This window comes from Bacillus clarus (genome assembly GCF_000746925.1).
In the GTDB taxonomy this organism is placed as follows: Bacteria; Bacillota; Bacilli; order Bacillales; family Bacillaceae_G; genus Bacillus_A; species Bacillus_A clarus.
In genome coordinates, this window is record NZ_JMQC01000008.1 from 4,064,783 (window position 1) to 4,089,236 (window position 24,454).

At 35.2% G+C, this 24,454-nt stretch carries 20 protein-coding genes and 1 pseudogene; 17 read left to right on the top strand and 4 right to left on the bottom strand.

Annotated elements, in window-relative coordinates; genetic code table 11:
- Position 1: 1 nt before the first annotated feature.
- From DJ93_RS21740 to DJ93_RS21775, 8 genes are all read left to right on the top strand, one after another.
- Positions 2-607, top strand: coding sequence for a nucleotidyltransferase family protein (locus tag DJ93_RS21740; RefSeq protein WP_080743559.1), 606 nt, complete (start codon positions 2-4; stop codon positions 605-607).
- A gap of 497 nt (positions 608-1,104) precedes the next feature.
- A complete protein-coding gene (locus DJ93_RS31055; protein ID WP_259300241.1) occupies positions 1,105-1,455 on the top strand; it encodes a lectin-like domain-containing protein in 351 nt (116 codons plus the stop codon).
- 142 nt (positions 1,456-1,597) lie between these two features.
- Positions 1,598-3,082, top strand: a complete 1,485-nt coding sequence (locus DJ93_RS21750) for a spore germination protein (protein WP_042983173.1) — start codon at positions 1,598-1,600, stop codon at positions 3,080-3,082.
- A gap of 20 nt (positions 3,083-3,102) precedes the next feature.
- Entirely contained in the window at positions 3,103-4,194 is a 1,092-nt protein-coding gene (locus DJ93_RS21755) for a GerAB/ArcD/ProY family transporter (RefSeq protein ID WP_042983174.1), read from the top strand.
- Positions 4,191-5,267, top strand: a complete 1,077-nt coding sequence (locus tag DJ93_RS21760; RefSeq protein WP_042983175.1) for a Ger(x)C family spore germination protein — start codon at positions 4,191-4,193, stop codon at positions 5,265-5,267. The genes DJ93_RS21755 and DJ93_RS21760 overlap by 4 nt, the downstream gene beginning before the upstream one ends.
- A 305-nt stretch (positions 5,268-5,572) precedes the next feature.
- On the top strand, positions 5,573-6,538 hold the full coding sequence (locus DJ93_RS21765) for a hypothetical protein (protein WP_241484304.1): 966 nt from the start codon (positions 5,573-5,575) through the stop codon (positions 6,536-6,538).
- 736 nt (positions 6,539-7,274) lie between these two features.
- Positions 7,275-8,336 (top strand): M4 family metallopeptidase, encoded by a 1,062-nt coding sequence (locus DJ93_RS21770; protein WP_042983177.1) that lies wholly within the window; start codon positions 7,275-7,277, stop codon positions 8,334-8,336.
- Between the two features lie 38 nt (positions 8,337-8,374).
- Positions 8,375-8,692: a protealysin inhibitor emfourin gene (locus DJ93_RS21775; protein ID WP_042983179.1), complete on the top strand. Its 318-nt coding sequence runs from the start codon at positions 8,375-8,377 to the stop codon at positions 8,690-8,692.
- Positions 8,693-9,081: 389 nt separating this feature from the next.
- On the opposite strand, the gene DJ93_RS21780 is transcribed toward DJ93_RS21775, so the two are convergent.
- Entirely contained in the window at positions 9,082-9,795 is a 714-nt protein-coding gene (locus DJ93_RS21780; RefSeq protein WP_042983180.1) for an alpha/beta fold hydrolase, read from the bottom strand.
- A 143-nt stretch (positions 9,796-9,938) separates the two neighbouring features.
- Here DJ93_RS21780 and DJ93_RS21785 point away from each other — a divergent pair, with 143 nt between their 5' ends.
- Complete coding sequence (locus DJ93_RS21785) at positions 9,939-10,823, top strand: LysR family transcriptional regulator (protein ID WP_042983181.1); 885 nt, start codon at positions 9,939-9,941, stop codon at positions 10,821-10,823.
- A gap of 71 nt (positions 10,824-10,894) precedes the next feature.
- Here the strand turns inward: DJ93_RS21785 and DJ93_RS21790 are convergent, their stop codons facing one another.
- Together DJ93_RS21790 and DJ93_RS21795 are read right to left on the bottom strand one after the other, a co-directional pair.
- Complete coding sequence (locus tag DJ93_RS21790) at positions 10,895-11,626, bottom strand: urease accessory protein UreH domain-containing protein (protein WP_220398779.1); 732 nt, start codon at positions 11,624-11,626, stop codon at positions 10,895-10,897.
- A gap of 34 nt (positions 11,627-11,660) precedes the next feature.
- Positions 11,661-12,665 (bottom strand): F510_1955 family glycosylhydrolase, encoded by a 1,005-nt coding sequence (locus tag DJ93_RS21795; protein WP_042983182.1) that lies wholly within the window; start codon positions 12,663-12,665, stop codon positions 11,661-11,663.
- Positions 12,666-12,926: 261 nt separating this feature from the next.
- On the opposite strand from DJ93_RS21795, the gene DJ93_RS21800 reads away from it, so the two are divergent.
- From DJ93_RS21800 to DJ93_RS31060, 3 genes and pseudogenes are all read left to right on the top strand, one after another.
- On the top strand, positions 12,927-14,210 hold the full coding sequence (locus DJ93_RS21800; protein WP_042983183.1) for an aminopeptidase P family protein: 1,284 nt from the start codon (positions 12,927-12,929) through the stop codon (positions 14,208-14,210).
- 230 nt (positions 14,211-14,440) lie between these two features.
- Positions 14,441-16,585: a DNA topoisomerase III gene (gene topB, locus DJ93_RS21805; RefSeq protein WP_042983184.1), complete on the top strand. Its 2,145-nt coding sequence runs from the start codon at positions 14,441-14,443 to the stop codon at positions 16,583-16,585.
- A 249-nt stretch (positions 16,586-16,834) separates the two neighbouring features.
- Positions 16,835-16,999 (top strand): annotated as a pseudogene (locus DJ93_RS31060) (undecaprenyl-diphosphatase); the annotation flags it as partial.
- Positions 17,000-17,306: 307 nt separating this feature from the next.
- Here the strand turns inward: DJ93_RS31060 and DJ93_RS21810 are convergent.
- Positions 17,307-18,596 carry a UDP-glucose dehydrogenase family protein gene (locus tag DJ93_RS21810; protein WP_042983185.1) on the bottom strand — a complete coding sequence of 430 codons (1,290 nt, stop codon included), beginning with the start codon at positions 18,594-18,596 and terminating at the stop codon, positions 17,307-17,309.
- Positions 18,597-19,101: 505 nt separating this feature from the next.
- Between DJ93_RS21810 and DJ93_RS21815 the strand changes: the two genes are divergently transcribed.
- From DJ93_RS21815 to DJ93_RS21835, 5 genes are all read left to right on the top strand, one after another.
- Positions 19,102-20,274 carry a hypothetical protein gene (locus tag DJ93_RS21815; RefSeq protein ID WP_042983187.1) on the top strand — a complete coding sequence of 391 codons (1,173 nt, stop codon included), beginning with the start codon at positions 19,102-19,104 and terminating at the stop codon, positions 20,272-20,274.
- 87 nt (positions 20,275-20,361) lie between these two features.
- The gene (locus DJ93_RS21820) at positions 20,362-21,309 is read left to right on the top strand and encodes an SDR family NAD(P)-dependent oxidoreductase (protein WP_042983189.1); all 948 of its coding nucleotides are present in this window, start codon (positions 20,362-20,364) and stop codon (positions 21,307-21,309) included.
- Entirely contained in the window at positions 21,275-22,204 is a 930-nt protein-coding gene (locus DJ93_RS21825; protein WP_080743560.1) for a lysylphosphatidylglycerol synthase transmembrane domain-containing protein, read from the top strand. Before DJ93_RS21820 ends, DJ93_RS21825 begins: the two co-directional genes overlap by 35 nt.
- Positions 22,192-23,667, top strand: coding sequence for an alkaline phosphatase family protein (locus DJ93_RS21830; RefSeq protein ID WP_042983190.1), 1,476 nt, complete (start codon positions 22,192-22,194; stop codon positions 23,665-23,667). The genes DJ93_RS21825 and DJ93_RS21830 overlap by 13 nt, the downstream gene beginning before the upstream one ends.
- Positions 23,664-24,410: a glycosyltransferase family 2 protein gene (locus tag DJ93_RS21835; protein WP_042983191.1), complete on the top strand. Its 747-nt coding sequence runs from the start codon at positions 23,664-23,666 to the stop codon at positions 24,408-24,410. Before DJ93_RS21830 ends, DJ93_RS21835 begins: the two co-directional genes overlap by 4 nt.
- The last annotated feature ends 44 nt before the right edge of the window (positions 24,411-24,454 follow it).

The window sequence follows — 24,454 nt, forward strand, 5'->3', positions numbered from 1 at the left end:
AATAAAGATTGCTGGAATATATTTAGCTGCTGGAAACAGTCGGAGAATGGGGCCTGGAATACATAAACTGTACATTCCATTACAAGGGAAACCACTTGGAAACTTAGCGTTACAAGCAGCAGTTTCTTCAAGGCTCTCACATATTATTGTTGTTGTTACGAATGAACCTACCTGGATGTTAGAAAGAATGTGCCACGAAAAAGTTCGCATTCTTTCTTGTTCAAATGCTTATAGAGGACAGTCATACTCTCTTCGATGCGGTGTGGAGAAGGCGAAACGAATGAATGTAGATGGAGTGCTTGTCCTTCTAGCTGATCAACCATTTGTGACACTTGAATTTATAAATAAGATGATAAGTTGCTGTGAGCAAAATGAAAACATTCACTTTGTAGCAGCGAGTTATAGAGGGATAAGACAACCGCCTGTTTTATTTACAAAGAAAGTGTTTCCACTTTTTCAAGCATTGAAAGGGGATGAAGGGGCACGTGCAATTTTTACAAAACCTGGTATGAATGGAATTTCATTGTTGTCTGAAAGCGAGAAAATGTTTTTTGATGTAGATACATGGGAAAAGTATCAACAGGTAAAGCGAGAATATAAGGATTGATAAGGAAGAATTTATTTGAAAAAGTTTCATTCTAATAGGGAGCACTATACATGCCCAAAATCATATTTATAGAATAACAGCAATAAGAGTACACTATATATCATGGAGAAGGAAGAGATTTAGCTCGATAAGATATGTAAAATTTTAAGTTGAAATATAACATGGATTTATAAAATGAATATATATTAAAATTAATATATATGTATTTTAATTTTGGCTGTAACTAATAAGTACACTATTTCTCAAAAGAAATAGTAAGAAGCTGCTTTTCGACATTTATATATGTTTCAATGTATCTATTTACTTTGAGACTTTAAAATTCCTAAAAAACAAAAAAAGCTCAAAACCCTTCTATACTAGGGGAGTTGAGCTTTTTTTGTTTTTAAGAGGTGTTGCAAAACTCATAAATATTCAAAAATGAATGCATAAAAAAATCCGTCTTCTTGGAAGAATGATAGTACGCCAAACTATCTCTTGATAGTCGTGAAATATGTAGTATAAATGGTTCTGCTAAATTTGATCCTAATACTAACTTTACAATCTTAACAGATGTTATAAATTCTCAAGCAAGTACGATTACTGGAAAAACGGCATTAGATATGAGACATGATTTTACTCTCGTAGCAAATATATACCTAGGGTCTAAAAGTAATGAGGCTGATGGTATTGCAATAGCATTTCATCGCGGATCAATTTGGTTTGTTGGTGATAGAGGAGGTTTAGGGATTCTATCAGCACCACAAGGAATAGGATTTGAATTAGATACGTATTGGATTGCATCTTCAGATGAAAACAGGTTTTGTTCAAAAGGATTAGCACTTTTTAAAGAATTATCTCATGCTTTTTAGTAGAGAATTTTGTGGATGTTTCTTTAAGAATAAAATCAGAAAAAGAGGTTACAAATAAAATGTAATAGTAAGGCATACTTAATTTATATCCATAAGACTATAATATTTTAGTTATCAGAGAAAATGAATTTGAGGTGGTTTTATGAGTAACCATAAACAAACTGCAACTACAACAAGTGAATCTATTCAAAGTGTAATCAGAGCATTTAAAGAATCTGGTGATTTTATTCAATTTTCTTATCCACAAATGCCTCAATCTTTTGTAATTTCTTATTTTACATCTCTTGTTGATTCGGAGATATTACATCGGGATATTCTGCCCTTTTTAAGCAAATCAACATATTCTTCTTTGAAAGAAATACAGGCTGCACTCCCTATTGAAGATATAATAATTACTAATAATTTAGAGAAAATTAAATCTAAATTACTGATGGGCTATATAATCATCCAATTTAATCAGGAGGATGAAACGTGCGTACTAATCCAAGCAGGAGCGAATCAGACACGTTCTATCACAATACCGGAAGAAGAATTTAGTGTAACTGGTCCCAAAGAATCTTTTGTTGAAACATTAGAAACCAATTTGTATTTAGTCCGTAAACGATTACCAACCCCACAACTACACGTTAAAGAACTTTCAGTCGGAACACTTTCCAAAACTAAAATCGCTGTTCTTTACATAGAAGGTGTTGCAAATGAAGAAAATGTACATACTGTTTTGCAACGTATTAGTGATATTCAATGTCATCAAATACTTGATAGTTCGTATATCGAAGGAATGATTTCTGACAATAATAATTCCATATTTCCTCAATTACTTAATACAGAGCGACCTGACCATGCAGCTGGCGTCCTTGGAGAGGGGAAAATTGTTGTATTAGTGGATGGTTCTCCTCATGCTCTTGTTGGGCCAACAACACTAGTGGAATTTTTTTCCGCGTTTGAAGACTACTTTATTAACTGGCAAGTCGCCTCTTTTTTTCGGATTATTCGGTTGTTTGGTGTGCTTTTTTCTATTTTGGCGACACCTCTTTATGTAGCAATTTTAAGCCATCATTATTTGATCGTTCCAAAGGATCTAATAAGTACCTTAGTAATTTCGAGAAGCACCATTCCACTCCTTCCCATTTCAGAAGCTATTATTTTAGAATTGACCATTGATATTCTTAGAGAAGCTGGGGCAAGACTACCTGCGAAAGTTGGACAAACTATTGGCATTGTAGGGGGAATTGTAATTGGAACAGCATCTGTTGAAGCTGGGATAACGAGTAATGCTCTTCTCATTATTATTGCGCTGTCTGCATTAGCCTCATTTACAACACCTGTTTATAAAATGGGGATTGCCATTCGTTTAATTCGTTATCCGTTTCTTTTTTTTGCAGGATTATGGGGATTATTAGGAATTGTGATCGTCGCTATTTTTTTTATGGTTCATTTGTTACGTTTAACATCCCTTGGAAGACCGTATTTAGAGCCAATCTATCCTCTTCGTCTTCATGAGTTAAAGGATGCTTTGATTCGCTTGCCTTTATCGGCTCAGACAAACAGATCTGTAGAGCTACAATCGTCAGATAGTGTACGATTTCAACACAAAAGTGCTAAAACAAAGGAAGATTTTGATGAATAATCAGGAGGATTGCGGTTGTAATGTTAAATACACCTATAAAAAAGCAGTTTTTAATATCACCATTTTTTGCCTTTTTTCTCATTCATACCATGCAAATCGGAGTAGGATTTTTAAGCTTTCAGCGAAAAATCGCTATAAAAGCAGGCCATGATGCTTGGATCGCGGTCATATTCGTAGGTATCGGAGTACATCTCCTTATATGGATGATTTATTCTATATTAAATAAAGAAAAAGCTGATCTTATCAGTATACATCGAAATGTGTTTGGGAAATGGCTTGGAGGAATGTTAAGTCTTGTATTTTCACTGTATGTTTTCTTATGTGGACTTATGTATATGGAAGCAATGTTAGAAATTATCCGAATTTGGCTATTTCCTACATTAAATAAATGGACTTTTGCACTTGTTTATCTAATAAGCGTGTATTATATCATAGCTGGTGGTTTTCGTACTGTAGTAGGAGTAAGTTTTTTTGGAGCGTTAGTGCCATTTTTATTCTGGGTTACGCTTTTCATGCCTTTGGAGTATGCTGATTTTCGAAATTTATTACCCATTTTGGACCATTCCGTCATAGATATGTTCCTCTCTGCAAAGGAAATGGTTTTTAGTTTTCTTGGTTTTGAATTTCTATTTTTATACTATCCTTTTTTAAGACAACCAGAGAAATCGCAGAAATGGGTTCATTTGGGGCATTTTGTTTCCATGTTCATTTATTTGATCATTACTTTGCTTACTATAGCTTATTTTAGCGAAGAACATTTAGAAAAAACTGTTTGGCCAACATTAACGATGTGGAAAATTATCAGACTACCTATTGTAGAAAGATTTGAATTTATCGGGGTCATTACATGGACAATGGTTGTTTTACCTAATATATGTTTAAGTTTTTGGGCTGCTAGTCGTGGAGTAAAAAGAATATTTAAGGTGCAACAAAAATCGATTCTAGTGCTTTCTTTAGTTATTGTTTTTATTGCTATTTGTTCATTATCGACTCTGGAGATAAAACAACTAAATCGCATCGTATCAACAGCAGGATTTTACATTGGATTTGTATATATTCCGATTCTTTTCATTATTTATCAAATTCGATATAAAATGAGGGGAAAGTCATGAAACTAAAAATTCTCGCTCCAATTATTATATTGCTTCTTGTTTTTATATTTGGACGTATTCAAAAAGATGTGTTAGATGATGTTCGCTTAACAAAAGTTATTGGATATGATGAGGCGAATAACAAACTAACTGAAGCAACGGGGTTAGCTGCTATACATAATGTCGATAAAAGCATTAGTAATAAAGTGTTGACTTCGAAAGACACATTGTCTAAAGAAAATCGTGAGAAAAAGAATGAACAATCGGATTTACGTGTTGCTAGTGGGACAATGGAAGTCGTTCTTTATAGTAATAAAGTAGCATCAAAAGGAATTTTAAAACTCGTAGATACTTTACATCGTGATCCTAATATTAGTTCACGTTTATTGCTAGCTGTCGTGGATGGAGAAACAAAAAAAATTTTAGATAATCAGTATAGTAATAAAGATACAGGCAGTTTCTTATCTTACTTGCTAGAACACAATATAAAGACAGGTCTATTACCTAAGACAAATCTTCACTTGTTTTTATCAGCGTATTATACAAAGGGAAAAACTCCTTATTTGCCGTTAATTAAAGTTGAGAATGACGGAGTACTTATTAAAGGAATTGCCTTATTTAAAGGAGATCAGTATGTGAAAACAATAAAAAGGGATGAAATGTTCCTTTTTAAAGCTTTACTGGAAAAGATTAAATTAGGGAGTTTAAAAGTGAAGTTAAATGAAAAAGATGATGTCTCTGTTCAAAGCATCATTACCGAAAAGAAAATTTTAGTTCGAAACGAAAAAACAAAACCTGAAATTTTTATTCAACTTAAAATAAAAGGTATTGTTAGGGAGTTTGAAGGAAAGGTGTTAGGGAAAAGCGTAGCTAAACAAACAGAGCAAGCGACAAATAAACAATTAGAGCACCAAGCTAACAGACTTATTAAAGATTTTCAAAAATTAAATATAGATCCTTGGGGCTTTGGTAATGAAGTGAAAGTTCGTACCAGAAAATGGGATTCTCAAAAATGGAAAAAAGACTACCCTGATATTAAAATCAGCGTTAAGGTTCATTCAGACATAACTTCATCGGGTATCGTAAAGGAATAATAAGATTATCCCACACTTCTATTAACTTAAGACATGTATTGTTCCCAAAAATGATGAAATGAGCGTTTTATCATCGATGCATAAAATTTTTGTTCTGGAGCTAACGCTCTTGGGCAGTTTAATGATGATGGGATAGCCACCAGGGAAAGAGTAAAATACAGAAGTTGTTTGAAATGATATCATAAATTGCAAACCAGCAAGTAATATAGATTCTATTTTCTTATTAAGTTATTTTCGCATCAGAGTTTCTTCTGACACCAACTAAGTTATACCATCATATCCTTATGATGAAAGGATGTGATGAGTTGAGTTACTTTACTAATGTTCCATATTATCCGCCGTATCCTTACTTATATTCCCCCTCTTACTATGGAGCTAGAATAATTTATCCAATGAATACCTATTATGCTTATTCCCCCTATCAGGATTATCACAGTTATTTAGGTTCTCCATTTTCTTCATATGAAGGAGGATATAATTATGAAAACTTTCGTCAGGTGGATAAGGCCATGTACGCGGCTATTTGGGAGAAACAGAATGGACCTGAATGGCAAGCCCGCCATGGCCTGACCGGAGAGCAATATCAGCAGACGTTCAATGAGTTGGTTGCGCAAGGTTATCGTTTGACTCATATAAATGGTTACACTGTGCACGGGCAGGATTATTATGCTGCAATTTGGGAAAAACGTGATGGTCCCGAATGGCAATCTTGGCATGGCTTAACGCCAGCACAATATCAACAGACGTTTGATAGGTTAGTTGCGCAAGGCTACCGTTTGGTACACGTGAGTGGTTACGGTAACAGTGGCCAGGATCGCTATGCTGCAATTTGGGAGAAAAGTCATGGGCCTGAATGGCAAGCCCGCCATGGTTTGACCGCAGAACAATATCAGCGAACGTTCAATGAATTGATTGCACAAGGCTATCGGCTCACCAACGTTAGTGGGCATACAAACGATGGAATAGATCGTTATGCTGCAATTTGGGAGAAACGCGGTGGGCCTAAATGGCAAGCCCGCCATGGTCTAACTGCAGAGCAATATCAGCAGACGTTCAACGAACTAGTTGCACAAGGCTATCGATTAATACAAGTAAGCGGCTATGGTAGTAATGGAATAGATCGTTATGCTGCAATTTGGGAAAAACGTGATGGCCCTGCATGGCAGGCGCGGCATGGCCTGACGTCCACCGAGTACCAGCAGACATTTGATAGGTTAGTTGCACAAGGATACAAATTGGTGTGGGTGAGTGGTTACTACTCGCATAATTAAGCATTTAATACTCTGCTTAAAGAAATTATAGGGATGCAAAATGATAAAACTATAGAGATACGAGGTACGATATAACATCTCGTATTTCTATAGTTTTTATTTTTAGTTATTGAGATAGAATGCTACAATACCCATTATTTCAAATGTTCTGGAAAACTGCGGTGATTGTTAATAGAGATGACAATTTCTCTGCTTGGCCTATTTGCAGTCTAAAAAAACTTATTGATAATTTGGAATTTGCGTACGGTGGATATAAAACATATCGAGTAACAGCTTCATAAATTGAATCTTTGACAGGTCTTGATTTTTGAGAATTATGAGATCATGTAAAATCTATAATAGGCAGTGTCATTGAGACTTCGGAAGACATAGAGCTTTAATTTTTGAATATAACACTAAAGTTGCTTATCATTTGGAAAACGTAAGATTGGTTCGCTTCCAATCAGGAAGTAAATATAATTTTCATAATTAAATTGTAGAGCACACTATTTTTTGTTCTAAGGATAGTTCAAAATATTAGCTTGATGAAAATATGGTGCTCCAAAACGTGCGTTTAAATATTTGACTATTCTTTTGTGTTAATGAGAAAGGTGACATGTTTTGTTTATGAGCATGCATCACAAACAAAAGTGGATTAAGGTATTTAAAGGGAGTTACAAATACATGTTTAAAATCCATGTAGTAAGACCAAGCTAATACAGATGTTTTTTACTACTATCATGAAAGGGTGTCAAATTTGGATACAAAACGTTGTTCACATAGGAATTGCCAATGTTTTATTGTACCTAACTATGTTCTGGAGAATTTAGCACAAAATGAAGTGGAAGCAGCACGGATTAGTTTAGCAAAAAGTAGACACGTTCGAAAACGCAGAATGTTGAAAGAATATGATATTACTGGTGTTGTCGCCTTAACTGATGCAGGAACAGGACCACGTGGTGAATCTGCTCGTCATGTATACGATTGTAAAGGCGGGCAAGAACTTCGGGTGAATGAGGTTAGGAAAGAAGGAGACAGATCAAATGGGGATAATGTAGTTGACCATGCGTACGATTATGTTGGTGTTGTACGCGACTATTTCAAAAATGTGTTCCACCGTAATTCTATTGATAATAAAGGACTTGATCTTATTCTGAATGTTCACTATGGGCATAACTTTCAAAATGCCTATTGGGACGGAGATGAGATGGTGTTTGGTGATGGCGATGGAGTTATTTTTACTAGTTTTGCAAATTCACTCGATGTCATTGGGCACGAACTTACACATGGTATCACTCAGTTTACTAACGGATTAGAATATGAAGGTCAACCTGGAGCTTTGAATGAACATATTTCGGATGTGTTTGGGATTGCAATTAAGCAAGCTTATTTAAAGCAGACGGCACACGATGCGGATTGGCTAATTGGTGCTGATATAATGGGGCCGACACTAAAAGGACAAGCTCTTCGTTCAATGAAAGCACCCGGTACTGCATTTGACAATAAACTAATGGGCAAGGATATGCAACCTGATCATATGAAAAACTATTATCAAGGGGAATTTGATAACCATGGTGTCCATATCAATAGTGGTATACCAAACAAGGTGTTTTATCTTGTATCCATGGAGATTGGAACAGACAAAGCAGCTTTGATATGGTATACTGCAATACAAAGCTTATTCGCAACTACAAATTTCAATCAATTTGCGCAAATCGTAATGAAAGCAACGCAAAAGCTGGCTGATGGTGGAGAAATTCCTAAAACGGCTGCCCAAACAGTAGAATCTGCTTTTAAAACGGTGGGGCTACCTTCTTAGACATATTCTTTATCAGGAATTGGAGGCTTACTATTAATATGCATATCCAATTTAGCTGTATCGGAGGAATTGCTAACCTCCATTTAACCTTTCAGGTAGATCCGGTCGAGTTACCAAAGGAAAAAGCTAAGGAATTACTTGATTTAATCAATCAAGCTAATCTACTTAATATTAAATCAAGTGAAATAGAGGTCGCTACAACCAAAGGAGCGGATGCTTTTTCTTATCAGATAAGGATAGAAGATGGAGAAGAGCCAAAATCCTTTTCATTTACCGATGTAACAGCTCCGCAGGAAGTACACCCTTTATTGGATTATTTACGTAATTTGGCGGTTGCAGAAAAAATGGAAGAATAATAAAAAAGAAATAAGATTCAAGGTACTGGTGTATGATAGAGTGATAATTTTGCTCCACTATATCAATCCAGTACTTCTATTGTTTAAAAAGCATACCTTCGGGTATGCTTTTTTCTTTTTTAACCGTTTAATTGTTAAGTTTGTGCCTAACGATTGGGGGACAGTTCAAAAAAGAGATATAGGGCGTTAACCCTGTCAAGTTTACAACTTGTATCTTTAATTCATCTGAATAAGTCTGAAATTTAGCCCCTTTTTTAATCATAATAAAATCCCCTCCAAGTAGAATTGTAACATCCATGTTTGTTCATGGTCTTTTTACACTGTCTACCTTAAGGGGATAATATTAAGAGGGGGTGTCTCTTTAAATCATATTTAGCGTTACTTTTGTATTACTTGAGACTTAATTGATTTAGATGATGGGCCAACTCTGTTATTTTAGAAAAGAAAGGTGAATGATCAGCTTCCATAGTAATTATTTTCGTGCAAGGAGTTTCTGTGTTCATTCTACGCTGAAAATCAATCGGAATCGTTCTATCTAGAGTCGTTTCGATATAAATACGATTAATAGTTCCAAAGTTCTCTTCTGATATTTTTAGTTCTTGTTGGAATGGTCCTAATGGTTGAGGACGCATTTGTTTAAAAGAAGCGTCTTTAATCGCTTCGTCTTCTGTAGCATTTAAAAATGTTTGTTCAATCAGCTCAGGTATAAGTTCTGCAGTCATGTCATTCTCATTTATAGAGAATTGTGGGCCAGTTTCTCCCTCTAATTTACTACGAAGACTTTCACCATTTCGCGGTAAGAATGCGCAAAGATATACTAATTTATCGATTTTATTCGGTATATATTCAGCAGTTTGGGTAATAACGATTCCACCCATACTATGTCCAACAAGAATGATTTTTTCATTTTGTTGATTTATAATATTCGTTACTGCATCAACATAGGAATGTAACGTTATATTTGGGGAGGGAGTCATATCTTTTCCGCTTCCAGGTAAATCTAGTGTAACAACTGTGTGACCTAAAGTTTCTAATTGAGGTTTCACTAATTCCCATACCCATTCGCCTTGCCATGCTCCATGTACGAAAACGTAAGTACTCATTTAATCAACACTCCTCTAATGTTTATATGCTTTATTTTTTTGTGAAATTGATGATGTATACTTAGTGTATAGGAAGTGGTTTGATAAATATAATGAAGGTTATTTATAGATGATATAAATATCTTTTATATAAGGAGAACAGGATGAACGTTTTTGATTTTAAAGTTTTTAAATACGTGGCTCGTTTGAACAGTATTAGTTTAGCAGCGAAAGAATTACATATGACACAGCCAGCTATTACGCATATCATTAACAAAGTGGAGAAGCGGTATGCTTTAACTCTATTTGATCGTTCTAGGCAAGGAACGGTGTTAACTGAAAATGGAAAGGAATTTTTAGTTTGTGTAGATCGACTTCTAAGCGAGTATGAAAACCTTGAAGAGACAGCGTTAAAATTGAAAAATAAAAGTTTGTATAAGATAGTATTAGCTACATATCCTTCCGTTACTGTATATTGTTTGGCAGAGTGTATCGAATTAGGTAATATTGATCAAAGTCAGTACGTGCTTGCAGTTAGAGAGGGAAGCTATCAAGAAGTTTTAGATTGGCTGTCTGCTGGAAGTGCTGATTTTTCTATTTCTATAAAAGAAAATTTAATTCCTGGATTTCATTATCATGCCATTGGTGAAGATCCTTACGTTATGGTATCTTCTAAGTCTGTTCCACCTAATCTTACAATTAAAGAGTTGAAAAATTATCCTTTTATTATGCCACTTTCTGGTTGTAAAGAAGTACTTGAACCATATTTGATGAAAAATGAAATAACAGTTAATAAAGTGATGGAGTCAGAGTCAATTAGCTCGGCATTAGCACTTACTTTACAAGTTAATGGTATAACGATCGTTCCATTATCAGGACTTCATAAACAAATCATTCATGACTTTATCGTGCAACCGATAGAAATTAAAATCCCGCGACAACTCATTATGCAGTGGTCGCCTAAAAAAGAAAATGATTCATTGTTTCTGTCCTTTGTTACTAATTTGTTAGAGCAATTACAAAAAAGAAAAGCGAATTTAATAAGATAAGTTTGAAAAAAGGTAAGTTCACATTAGTAGTAACTAAGTTGAACTTACCTTTTTTTATGTACAAAAGAAATTTATATCCAATAAAGAGCGGTATCATAAAGTCCGAGTAAAATCAGTAGGATACCTGTTAGGCGCTGCATGATCTTTCCTATTTTGCGGCTCTTTTTGAGTAATGTCCCATTTAATCCAAGATAGGAGATTATGAACATTAGTACAACGATTGGAAGGGCAGTCCCTAACGAAAAGAATGTCGGGAACAAATACCCATAATTAGATGATAAAGATAGAGGAATTAATGTTCCAAAGAATAGCACGAACATAGTAGGACAGAATGCTAAAGAAAAGAAAAAGCCAAGAAAAAACGAACCGAATTCTTTTCGTATTTGTATAAATTTGATAGGAAAGAGGGTAGAGAAAAAACTTCTTGCCTTTATAATATCGGTTAATATAAAGCCTATTAATAGTAGTAAAGGTCCTATCATTTTACGTAACCATGGGAAATACAAAGTTAATATTTGTTGAATTTCTTTTCCTAACGTCCATACTAATAGTCCAAGTGATGTAAAAGCTATTACTTTTCCTAAAATGAATAACATTATATGCTTTCGTGAATGCCCCTTTTGTAAAGAGTGATTGCCGTAAAGTGTCATAGCACTCATGTTTCCTGTTAATTGGCAAGGAGCAAGGGTACCTACTACGCCTAATAAGAACGCAAATAAAAGAGGTATTGATTTCGTAGAATTTGCGATATCCATTAAAGGAGACATGAGTTGATAACTCCATTCACTAATTGTTGAAAACACGCTATATTCACCTTTCTAAATGGTATTTGTGAAATTAGTTATATAGTAATGTGCCATCTTTACTAATCTGTTTCCACGTTTTACCGCTATCCGTAGTAAGAAACACATTTGTTTTCACGGTAGCAAAAACAATTTCAGATGGATTTTGAGGGCTTTGTGAAATATACATGATTTTATCTTTAGAATCTAAAGATGGGATTTGTAAGTTTGTCTCTTCATTTGTAGCAATAGATTGCTTCGTTATCGTTTGTTGGTTTTGCTTAGTAATAGAGGCATAAATAACATCCTCATTTCCTAATGTGACTGCAGTTGATTCTACTGACTTAGAAAGTAATTTAAAAGTGTTACCGTAATCTGTAGATAAATAAACACCATCTTTAGAACTCATCGCGATAACACTAGATTGATCAGGATGTACAGAAAATGAATGAATTGTACTTGATAATCCCTTTAACTTACTATTTTTCCACTCCTGCCCGTTGTTTGTACTGAAATATACGCCATTTTGTAGCTTTGAATTTGGACGCTCATTATAAAGATAGACTGTTTCAGTATTATATCCGGCAGCAAGGTTGTGAAAATCTGATTCTCCATAAAACGCTATTTGTTCAAGAGTGCTTCCACCATCTGAACTTTTCATTAATCCTAAAGGGTTTTTTAAATTAGATCCTGGTTCAGGATGCCCACTTGCTAAAAATCCACTTTTTGTCGCTTGAAATCCCATATAATCATGCTGTTGGCTCGGTGTTTCAAGCCATTTTCCGTTTTGATATACTTTTATTCCATTGTGAGTTGCGATAGAAATTCCCGGCATATTTCCAGGATAACCAATTCCATGAATATGCTCGATTTTTCCAGATGAGATTTCTTTATAGAAGTCCGGCGGAATCGTATTTGCTGTTTCTGTATTTTTTTGCTGAGAAATTTGTTTAGGTTTAACCTTTTCTTCTTTTGCTGGGGCTGTTTCTGCATTGTTAGAGCAGCCTGTGATGACAAATAAAGAAGCGATGGCTAATCCTGTTGTTACATATTTTTTCACGTTTGTAGACTCCTTTCTTATATATAAGTGAGATTTTAAGTATATGGAATAAATGTCAAGAAATTATGGAGTGATATATGTGAGTTCGAGCGATAAAGAATGGTTGAGGAATCTCTATGAATTTATGGTGAAAATGGAAAATTCTTTTGTTTTTAATCTCTATTGATAGAGATTAATTGACGAAAAATTATAACAATAATAAAATGAAATACATTGGATCATTCGTTTTAAAGGGATACATAGAACGCAAGGGGGATTATCATGAAACAAACATTTTTTATTCAAAATCGAAAACGGTTAATAGAAACATTGCCAGATGAATCGATTACTATCTTATTTGCCGGACAGGCACCTCATATGTCAGCCGATGCACACTATAAATTTGTGCCGAATCGAAATTTTTATTATATGACTGGGATTGATGAGTCTAATGTCATTTTTATGTTAAAGAAACTGGCGAATAAAGTGGAAGAAATTCTTTTCATTGAAAAAGCAGATCCAGTGCTTGAAAAATGGGTCGGTAAAACAGTTTCGAAGGAAGAAGCAGAAAAAATTTCTGGTATAAAAAAAGTCGTATATTTAGAAAGCTTTGAATCATCTACTGCGAAAACACTTTTTACAGACAATGTGAAACATGTGTATTTAGATTTGGAACATCGTGATTGGAAAGGTACTGAGACGAAAGCTTTAGCATTTGCTAAGCATGTAAGAGAACAATATCCGCACCTTTCAATTGGTAATGTCTATCCGAATATTTGTGAGTTACGAGTATTCAAAACAGATGAAGAGATTGAAAAGATAAAAGAAGCTATTTCGGTGACAAAAGAGGGTATTTATAATGTGCTTAAACAAGCGAAAGAAGGTGTGATGGAATATGAATTAGAAGCACATTTTGACTTCACACTAAAATCATCCGGTATTAAATATCATGCATTCGATACAATTTTAGCGAGTGGTAAAAATGCTACTGTACTACATTATGAAGATAATGATGCTGAAATTCAACAAGGTGACTTAGTACTGCTTGATTTAGGTGCTCAAAAAGACTACTACAATGCAGATATTAGTTATACATTCCCAGCGAGCGGCACATTTTCGGACCGTCAAAAGCAGTTTTATAATATCGTGTTAAAAGCGTTAAAGGAAACGACTGAGATGATAAAACCGGGATTAAAGTTTGCTGCATTAAATGAGCATACAAAAAAGGTACTAGCAGAAGAATGTAAGAAAAACGGTTTAATTCAAGAAGACGAGGAGCTATCTAAATATTATTATCATGGAGTGAGCCATTTCCTAGGATTGGATACACATGATGTAGGCTCATATAATGATAGAGTACTAGAAGTAGGTATGGTTATTACAGTGGAACCAGGGTTATATATTGAAGAAGAAGCGATTGGAATACGCATTGAAGATGATATTCTTGTTACGAAAGATGGATATGAAAACTTGTCAAAAGATATCATTAGAACGGTTGAAGAGATTGAAGACTTTATGAGAATGTATAATGAAAACGTGAAGGAAAGACAAATTGTTTCAAAATAGTAGGAGAAAAGGCGCCCGATTTTGGGCGCCTTTTTGTATTTGAGAATGGTAAAGTCAGTAGATATATAATGAGTTTCTATTGTGAAGGTACAAAGAATAAGCGTATAATATTATAGGTCTCACAAGTGCGAGACAAATTGTGAATGGTAAATATGATCGTTATTTTTATCATCGCTTCTAAACATATATACAATGAAAGTAACACTGGAATACAGATAGGGAGTTATAAAATGAAATTAATTATTGCCGAGAAACCAGATCAAGGTTTGGCTCTTGTTTCCCAATTAAAATATCGCCGGAAAGATGGATATTTAGAAGTAGAAGCAAATGAGTTATTTCCAAATGGAGCGTACTGTACATGGGCAATTGGTCATTTGACGCAGTTATGTAATCCAGAACATTATCACGCTGAGTGGAAAAAGTGGTCGCTCGATACATTACCGATGATTCCAGAGCGTTTTCAATTCGAAGTAACGAAGTCAAAGTACAAGCAATTTAATGTTGTGAAACAGCTGTTACATAATCCAGGGGTAACAGAAATTATTCACGCGGGTGATGCTGGGCGTGAAGGGGAACTGATTGTAAGAAATATTATTAACCTTTGTAATGTGCAAAAACCGATGAAGCGTCTTTGGATTTCGTCTTTAACGAAGCAGGCGATTTATCAAGGGTTTAAAAACTTACTTGATGAGTCAGATACGATCAATACGTATTATGAAGCATATACGAGGTCATGCGCTGATTGGGTCGTTGGGATGAATGCATCACGTGTCTTTAGCATTTTGTTAAAGAAAAAGGGAATGAATGATGTGTTTTCCGCTGGTCGTGTACAAACACCAACATTAGCATTAATCGTAAAACGTGAGAAAGAAATAGAAAACTTTAAATCAGAACCGTTTTGGGAAGTGTTCGCAACCTTTAATATAGAAGGAAAGAAGTATGAGGGGAAATGGGAGAAAGATAATGAATCCCGCTTAAATGACCCTGATATGGCAAATAAAATTGCGGCGTTTTGCCAAGGTAAACCGGCTGAAGTGAAGGAAATGAAAACGGAGCGTAAAGAATTTCAGCCACCGTTTTTATTTAACTTATCATCACTGCAAGCGACCGCAAACAAAGCCTTTAAATTTTCACCGAAAAAGACATTAGATATCACACAAGCTTTGTATCAAAAAGGGATTGTTTCTTATCCTCGTTCTGATTCTAACTATGTAACGCAAGGGGAGGCAGCGACGTTCCCAGATATTTTACAGAAGCTAAGCCAATTTGATGACTATAAAAGTTTATTACCGGCACCAATTGAATCGATTATGCATAATAAGCGTTATGTGAATGAGAAAAAGGTTACAGACCACTACGCAATCATACCGACAGAGCAAGTTACAAATCCAAGTAAATTATCAGGTGACGAAAAGAAAATTTACGATATGATTGTTAGAAGATTGATTGCGGCCCATTATGAGGTAGCGATCTTTGATTACACAACGATTATAACGCTTGTAGATGAACGTGCTGAGTTCGTGTCGAAAGGAAAACAACAAATTCAAGAAGGTTGGCGCAAAGTTATTTTCCAAGATGATAAAGATGATGAAACAATCCTTCCAATTGTCGCAGAAGGCGAAAAAGGAAAAGTTGTAAAGGTGAAAGTGAAAGAAGGAAAAACGCAGCCACCGAAACGTTACACAGAAGGACAATTGATTACGTTAATGAAAACAGCTGGTAAGTATTTAGATAATGAAGAGCTTGAAAAAGTATTGAAGAAAACAGAAGGTTTAGGTACAGAAGCAACTCGTGCGGGCATTATTACAATGCTGAAAGACCGTAAATATATAGATGTGAAGAAAAACCAAGTGTACGCAACGGATAAAGGAAAAGTATTAATTACTGCAATCGGTGATAAAATATTAGCTTCGCCAGAGATGACAGCGAAATGGGAGCAGCGTCTTGCGGAAATTGGAGAAGGTACAGCTTCACCAGCAACTTTCATGGAACAAACGAAGAAGTTATCAGCGAAAATTATTGAAGATGCGGTTGAAATGTCGGAGAGGTGGGATTTCACCGGATTGCATGTTGAATCGATTGAACGAAAAGGATCGAAATTTACAACGGGTAAAAAAGTAGGGGCATGTAAAAAATGTGATGGCGATGTAATTGATAAGTCCACTTTTTACGGTTGCTCTAACTACAATACAACAAAATGTGATTTTACTATCTCGAAAAAGATATTAAGCAAAACAATTTCGCAAAAGAATATGACGAAGCTATTAAAAGGTGAACAGACAGATTTAATTAAAGGTTTTAAAAAAGGTGAGAAAACATTCGATGCGAAGTTAGAGTGGAAAGAGAATAAAATTAACTTTGTGTTTGAAAAGTAAGTGGTCAACAAATAAAAAAGTTCTTTACTGATGCGAAGTGACAAGAAAGTTATACACTTAGAAATGAAGCTATTTGTTAGATTATATGAGAACAAGCATGACAATTTTATGTCATGCTTGTTTGTTTCTATACAAATGGTTCAGTTATTAACCATCTTGATAGATGTCTGCTCTCTATTTTTATGTGTTTTTTAAAATTATTTGTTTAACTCGTTTATCCCCTGTTTTTTGTAATCTTGGTGTCAGTTTATTCATTATCCTTTCGATGTCATAGCGGGGGCTTTAGTAGGGAGTATTTCAGCGTTATTTTCGTATGGATTAATACCGAAAATAGCATTTATCAAACAATTACTTAATCTTTACGAAAGAGTAGAGCAGTATATCATATCGTCAAAAAATAAATCGAAAGACTTTTGCTTATACATAATTATTCTGTTTTTTCCTTTAGTATATCAAATTTTGCAAGCCGCTTAACATATACGGGTTTCTCCAACTTTACACATATCTCAACTATCCATTTATGCTCCATATAAATAAAAAGCGAAGTCTCGAACCAGACTTCGCTTTTAAGACGTACGGTGAATTAGGGGAGTCCATAACAATCACATAAAATGTCCAACTTTGTGCTCAAGTAATTTAAGCTTTAAAAAACTTTGCAACAGAATCAACATTTGATATAGATGGGAACCAGCGAAACCAATTATTCCTGTTACAAGGGTTTTCATGGGCGCCCAACCCCTATGTAGTGTAAACCGTGTTTTACTATTTCTTTTTGTTCAATACAATTGCGACCATCAACGATTTTGCATCCTCGCATTAATTTTTTTACTTGTTGCCAATCAAGTGTTTTAAATTCGTCCCATTCTGTGGCAATAATTATACAATCTGAATTTGTAATAGAAGGCTCCAATTCAGTATGTTGTATAACTTGTTTTTTTACACGCGAAGGAAGATGTGCTTTGGGATCATAGGCGTGAATCTCGTAACCGAGCGGAATTAATTTTTCAATAAGTGTTACAGCGAGAGAGTAGCGTGTATCATCTGTATTTGGTTTGAAGGAAATCCCTAAAATTGTTAATTTTTTTGAAGAAGGATCTTTTAAATTGTTTTTGATTTTTTCAATGTAGAGATCTACTTGTGTCGAATTAATAGATTGCACAGCTTGTAAAATAGGGACTGATACTTGTGTACTCTTTGCTGTGTAAATTAATGAATTTAGATCTTTTGGAAAACAAGATCCTCCATAACCAAGTCCTGCTTGAAGAAAATGGGGATTAATTCGGAAGTCATACCCAATTCCTTTTGCTACCTCAGTAATATCAATGTGGTAAGCGTCACAAATTCTAGCGATTTCATTTATAAAAGATATTTTCGTAGCTAAAAACGCATTAGATGTATACTTGATCATTTCTGCCTCATTTAAACTTGTATGAAAGAATGGGGCTTGAATGCCTTTATATAAAGTTTGCATAATTTCTAGTGAATTTGTGTCATCTTCTTGTATACCTACGACGGTTCTATCGGGAAAGAGCATATCATGAATAGCGGATCCTTCACGAAGAAATTCGGGATTAGAAACGATATTAAAAAGTGAGGAATCTACACCTTTTTTTATAAGCATTTTGCCCAATAGTTGATTGGTACCTGGTGGAACTGTACTTTTTGTGATAATGGTTTTATATGACTTTATAGTTTGAGCTAACATATCGATAATAGAGTAAATATATTTTAAATCCGTTTTTCCGTTTGGCATGGAAGGTGTTCCTACAGCAATAAGAATAACTGGTGTTTGTTGAATAACTTGAACAATATCGCTACGGAATTGTAACCGATTCCGATTTTTGTGCATAAGTTCTGCTAAACCTGGTTCATAGATCGGACACTCTCCTTTTTGGAGAGTATCAATTTTATTTTGATTTTTATCAACGCAAATAACATGATGTCCTAAATCGGCTAATACTGCTGCTGATGTTAGTCCGACATAGCCAGAGCCTATAATACATATATCCATCAAATAATCATCCTTCTGAAATTAGTGCTAGTCCTTATTTTATCCCGCTATTTATGGGCAGTAAGACTCCCATTTTAAAATTTGGAATAGGTGGAAGGCTTATTGCCCGTAAAAGCCCAATTTGTTCAACTACTTATGTAAAAAGAAACAGATCGCCTGTCATATTTATCGATTCGTTTTGATTTTAAATGATTCTTAATGATTCTGTCCATCAAAGAAAATGTGTTCCAGTATATTTGGTTTCATAACTAAAAAACTACCACAACCTGAACGGTTATGATAGTTCCAATTTTTATGTGATATCCGATGCAAATCAGGGATTATCAAGTCAACATCAAAAGAAAAAAACCTATATTTAGGAGGTTTTTTATATTGGTCGAAATTACCACATGAAAATATGACAACGAACATCATATTTATGTTGACACTTATCGTAAGCGCTTTTATAATCAAACTTGCGAAAATGAAAATCACTATCATTTAAGGGCGTAGGGGGAAGTAATTCATGACATTCAAGTTAAAAGTATTATCTGCAGCTGCAGTAACATCTTTAATTTTTGCAGGTTGCGCAAAAGAAGAGATAAAAAAATCTGATGCACAAGAGAAAAAGACGGAACAATCTGTGAAAAAAGAAGAAACAAAACAACAAGAAGTAGATTATGTACAAGCTTATAAAGATGGAGTAGCTGAGCTTGAGAAAGCGAAAGATGGTAAAGAGGTTGACTTTGATAAAGTAACAAAGTTATATAAAGAAAAATTACAAACGCTTGTTCAAAAACGTGATGGTGAATTTAGTGAACAAATCGACCAAACAATTACAGCTGCATTAGAAGCAGGGAAAAAGAAAGAAATGGAACCAATGGTTGTAAAACAACTATTTGATAAATTAATGCAAAAAGAGTTTTTCCAATCGATGCGCCATGACTTTAAAGAAATTGATACAAACTGGGGCAAAAAAGATGTTGTGAAAAAAGAAATGGAAGAGGCTCTAGCTTTTTATAAAGGTGTAGAAGGTACAGTTGGAAAGCGTGATACAGCATATGGGACACAAATGGCTTCTCAAATTAAAGGTGGCTTTGATGAAATGCAAGCAGCCATTGACAAAGGTGACAAACTTGCATTTGCGCTTGGTAAGCAAGTTGTAGATAAAACGTTAATGAAAACATTCTATTTCGCGACAGGTGAAGTTCCACACGGTTATGCTACAAAAATGGTAGAAGAAGCAAAAACAGATGAGAAAAAAGCGAAAATTGAACAAGCAGAAGGATGGGCATTTTATCAAGCCATCTACCCATATATGAAAAAAGCAGCTCCTGAAGATGCGGACTTTATCTTAAAGCAATTTGATTTAAAAACAGATGTGAAAACAGTTGATGCAAAAGCAGTAAATCAAGCATTTGTACGTGGATTCGCAAAAGTTGCATTAGGTGAGTATAAAGAAAGCCAAGAAAACTTTGGAAAAGACAAAGGTCCGGTTACAGCATTAGAAGGTGCATTGTTCATTAACATCATTGAAAATGATTTGAAAACAGTGCTTGGTGAGCAGGCAACAGTAGAGTTAACAAAAACAGCACAGTCTTATTTAGAAGCAGTAAAAGCGAAAAAGAAAGAAGATGCTGATAAATTGTTACCACAGCTTGAGTCTACTTTAAATAAAGCTGTTGAAGCAGCGAAATAGTCTGCTTAAACGTATGTCTTTTTTGAAGAAACCTTGTCTTAACAAGGTTTCTTCTTTTACATGATGTGATAGAGGGTGGTGAAATGAATGAAAATATTAATTACTGGAGGAGCAGGTTTTATTGGAAGTCACCTTGCTTTGAAACTGTTAGCACAGGGAAAGCAAGTCGTACTACTTGATAATTTCCACTCCTATTATGCAAAATCAAGAAAACAGTTTCAGCTTGCACAAGTTCAACGATATGGAAATGTTCCATTTTACGAGTGTGATATTTTGTACAAAGAAGATGTGAAAGCTGTTATGCAGCAAGAGAAGGTTGATGGAGTTATTCATTTAGCCGGGTTTCCAGGTGTGAGACCATCGCTCGAAATGCCCGGTGCTTATGTTGATATTAATATAAAAGGGACAAGCAACGTATTAACATGTGCGGGAGAAGAAAATGTAAAACATGTCATTGTGGCATCATCATCTTCTGTATATGGAGAGCAGACGGGAATACCTTTGCAGGAGGAAATGGCAAACGGTCGTGTTTTATCCCCTTATGCGGCATCAAAATATGGAGCGGAATCGCTTTGCCATGCTTATCAATATATGTATGGATTTCAACTAAATATTTTACGTTTTTTTACTGTATACGGTCCATGGGGGCGTCCTGATATGGCAATAGCAAGCTTTATTCGAAAATTGTTAAATGAAGAAGAAATTGTTGTATATGGAAAAGGGACAGGCCGGGATTACACATATATTGATGATATTACAGAAGGAATTGCTCTTACATTAGAATCGAATAAAAGTGATGTATACAATCTAGGATCGAATGCACCAATTTTAATGAGCGAATTACTTACAGGGTTAGAGAAACATTTCCCACTTATGCGTGTAAGGCGAGAAGCACATCGTAAAGGAGATGTGACATCGACGTGGGCTGATATTTCAAAAGCGAAAGAACAGCTTGGATATGAACCTCGTGTATCATTTGCAGAAGGGTTGGAACGAACTATTGCTTGGGCGAAACAACATCCGGATACTGTTTAATCTTTGTGGTATTTTCTTGTTATGTGTTTTTTTGGTCATATCGTGGCAATCATTTGAAGCGTCTTCTTTGTGGAGGCAACTATATGGATTATGGAAACATCCTTATACCTTAATGTTTCTTATTGTGATGTATGGTATTGCATTTTTCTTTCGTGCATACGCTTGGAAATTGTATCTTCATCATCACATTACAATGAAAGAGGCTTTATATGGATTGTTTTATAGTTTGTTTATTAATCATGTTTCTCCATTGAAAGTAGGGGATGCTGTTCGCATTGCGATCATTACAAAGGAAAAGAAAGTGACGTTAGGAGAAGCGACACAATCAGTTGTTATTCTTCGTATATTAGATTTGCTTATTCTTGGTGTATTTGGAACAGTAGGGATGTTTATACTGTGGGGGAATGTTTTACTGAATGTTCCTGTTATCCTCGCTTGCATATGTATCGGAAGTGGGACGTTGTTTCTTTTGTATAAGAAAGTACCGCAATTTGTAGTGGGGCAGTGGAAGCAATTAAAGGCTGTTTTGTTTACAATACAAGGCGTAATCATTATCTTACTAATTGTAATGAGCTGGGTTTGCGAAGCGTTTGTTATTTATGAAATTGCGAGTTCGCTTACATTTATTCAAGCAGTTTGGGTGAATAGTATGACCATCGCAGGGCAAGTGTTTCAATTAACACCAGGCGGTCTTGGGACATATGAAACGGTAATGACGTTTGCGCTAAGAGCGCTTGGAGTAGGGGCAGTAGCAGCATATGAATGGTCACTAATGAGTCATGGCTTTAAATTTATATTTTCTTATGGTGTGGGTGCAATCCTGCTCGTCTTATATCCGATGGAGTTGCGTTCACTAGTCAGTCAGAAGGGAGAAAACATCCGGTGGAAGAAGTAAAAAAAGCATCAAAGTTTGAAAAAGTTGCAGCCCGTTGCTGGAACTTACTGAATGAAGGAAAACCGTTTACACCTATTTTTGTATTCGGTACATTTTTATTGTTTTCTATCTCGCAGTTTGGACAACCTGGTTTTATTTCAGCATTTTTTAGTAGTTTTGTCCTCATTGTACCTTTACTCGTTTTATATTATTTGTTTGATTTTCCATTGTTTTTAAGAAACTATTTATGGTTCCCGTTTAGTGCATATCTAATTGTATTTAAGATGGTCCATTTGCCATTATTCTTTTTTGCATTAGGATTATATTTCTTCTTTACAATTTTATTTTGGGGAACATTGTATTATCATTTACGAATTGGTACATCATGGTTGAACTTCACACGGTTTTGGAAGCTAGTTTTAAAAAATAGTGATTCTACAAGTGGGAATGCACAAGAACAAATGCCAAAGTTTTTACTACTACTTTCGCTTTGGTATTATTATTACGATTTTTTCAAAGAAGGCGGTACGTTTAGCGGTGTAGATTGGAGAACACTTCTTATATTTTATGGTGCTCTTCTCATATATACGCTTATATTGCATCGTAATTTATTTGATTGGCAGCCAAAAGCAATTTCTAGCTATACGGAAAATATACTTGAAAATCAAGAGGCATTAAATGAAAAAGTAGTTGTAATTGTGATAGATGGTATGCGAAAAGATCGTTTTGAGGCAGCGCATACACCGTATTTAGATTCCCTTCGAAAACAAGGGACAGAGTTTTTAAATATGGAAACTGTATATCCAGCTCGTACAGTTGTATGTTTCTCATCTATGTTTACAGGAACGTATTCATTTGAGCATGGTATTAAATCGAATATGGTTTGGAAGCATGGAGTGAACGTAGAGAGTATTTTCGATTCTCTTCGTAAAGTGGATAAAACAGGGAAGATGTTGGCGGTTGCCCATCTTGTCGACGCGTTTGGCGATGATGTGGAAACATTTACGGCTGTCATGAAAAATGATGTTGTTGACTCGAAAATTATGGAGAAAGCAAGAAAGATTATGGATGAACAAGATCCAGATTTATTTATCGTTCAGCTTATTTCTACAGATCAAACAGGTCATAGCCGCGGCGTACTATATGATGAATATTTACAAAAAATTCATGAAGCAGATCAGCATGTGAAGCAGTTTATTGAGCATTTAGAGAAAACAGGAAAAGCAGAAAATACGACATTTATCATTTGTGCAGATCATGGACAAGCGGATGGGATTGGTGGTCACGGTCATTTAGATGAAGGTGAACGGTTTGTACCATTCTTTATGTACGGTCCTCATATCGCTCAAGGGATAAAAGTAGAAGAGAAGAAGAGTCTTGTTTCTATGGCACCTACAATTGCTTACTTATTAGGAGCGCCGTATCCATCTCATAGTCGTGGTCCTGTATTAGTAGAAGCGCTAAAGGAGCAGGAAAAGGAATGAAAATAATTGTTTTTATACCCGCTCTAAATGAAGAGGATTCTATTGCACATGTCATTCAAAAGGTACCGCGTCATTTTCATCCAAATGTAAAGGTAGAAGTACTTGTCATCGATGATGGCTCAACTGATAGAACGGTAGCTGTTGCAAAAGCGGCGGGGGCTGATCACATCGTTTCATTTGCAAAAAACGGAGGACTTGGTGCAGCTGTTCGAGCAGGTTTGCAGGAAAGCTATCGTCTTGGGGCTGACATTAGTGTAATGATTGATGCTGATGATGAGTACCCAGCTGCTGAAATTCCGAATGTACTTGAACCTATCTTTACTGGAGAAGCAGATTATACGATGGGTTCTCGTTTTCGGGGAACCATTCAAGGAATGAGATTACATCGACGCCTTGGAAATTATTGTTTTACGACGCTGCAATGTTTGTTATTGCGAAAGTGGATTCGCGATGGGCAATCAGGTATGCGTGCTTTTTCTAGACAAGCGATGGAGCATGGGGAAATTATTCATGATTATAACTATGCCCAAGTTATTACTTTGAATTTAGTACGAAAAGGCTTTCGAGTACAAGAAGTACCGATTACGTATAAAGTAAGAGAGACAGGCGAGTCTTTCATATCTTTTCGTAAGTATATGACACGTGTGTTTCCAGCGATTTGGAAAGAAATGACACGTCCAGTAGAGAAAGTTACGATTGACTATGCTGCACATGTATTAACAGAAGATAAGAAATGCTCATGATGAGCATTTCTTAATCTTGACCATAAAATGAATTACCATTATTT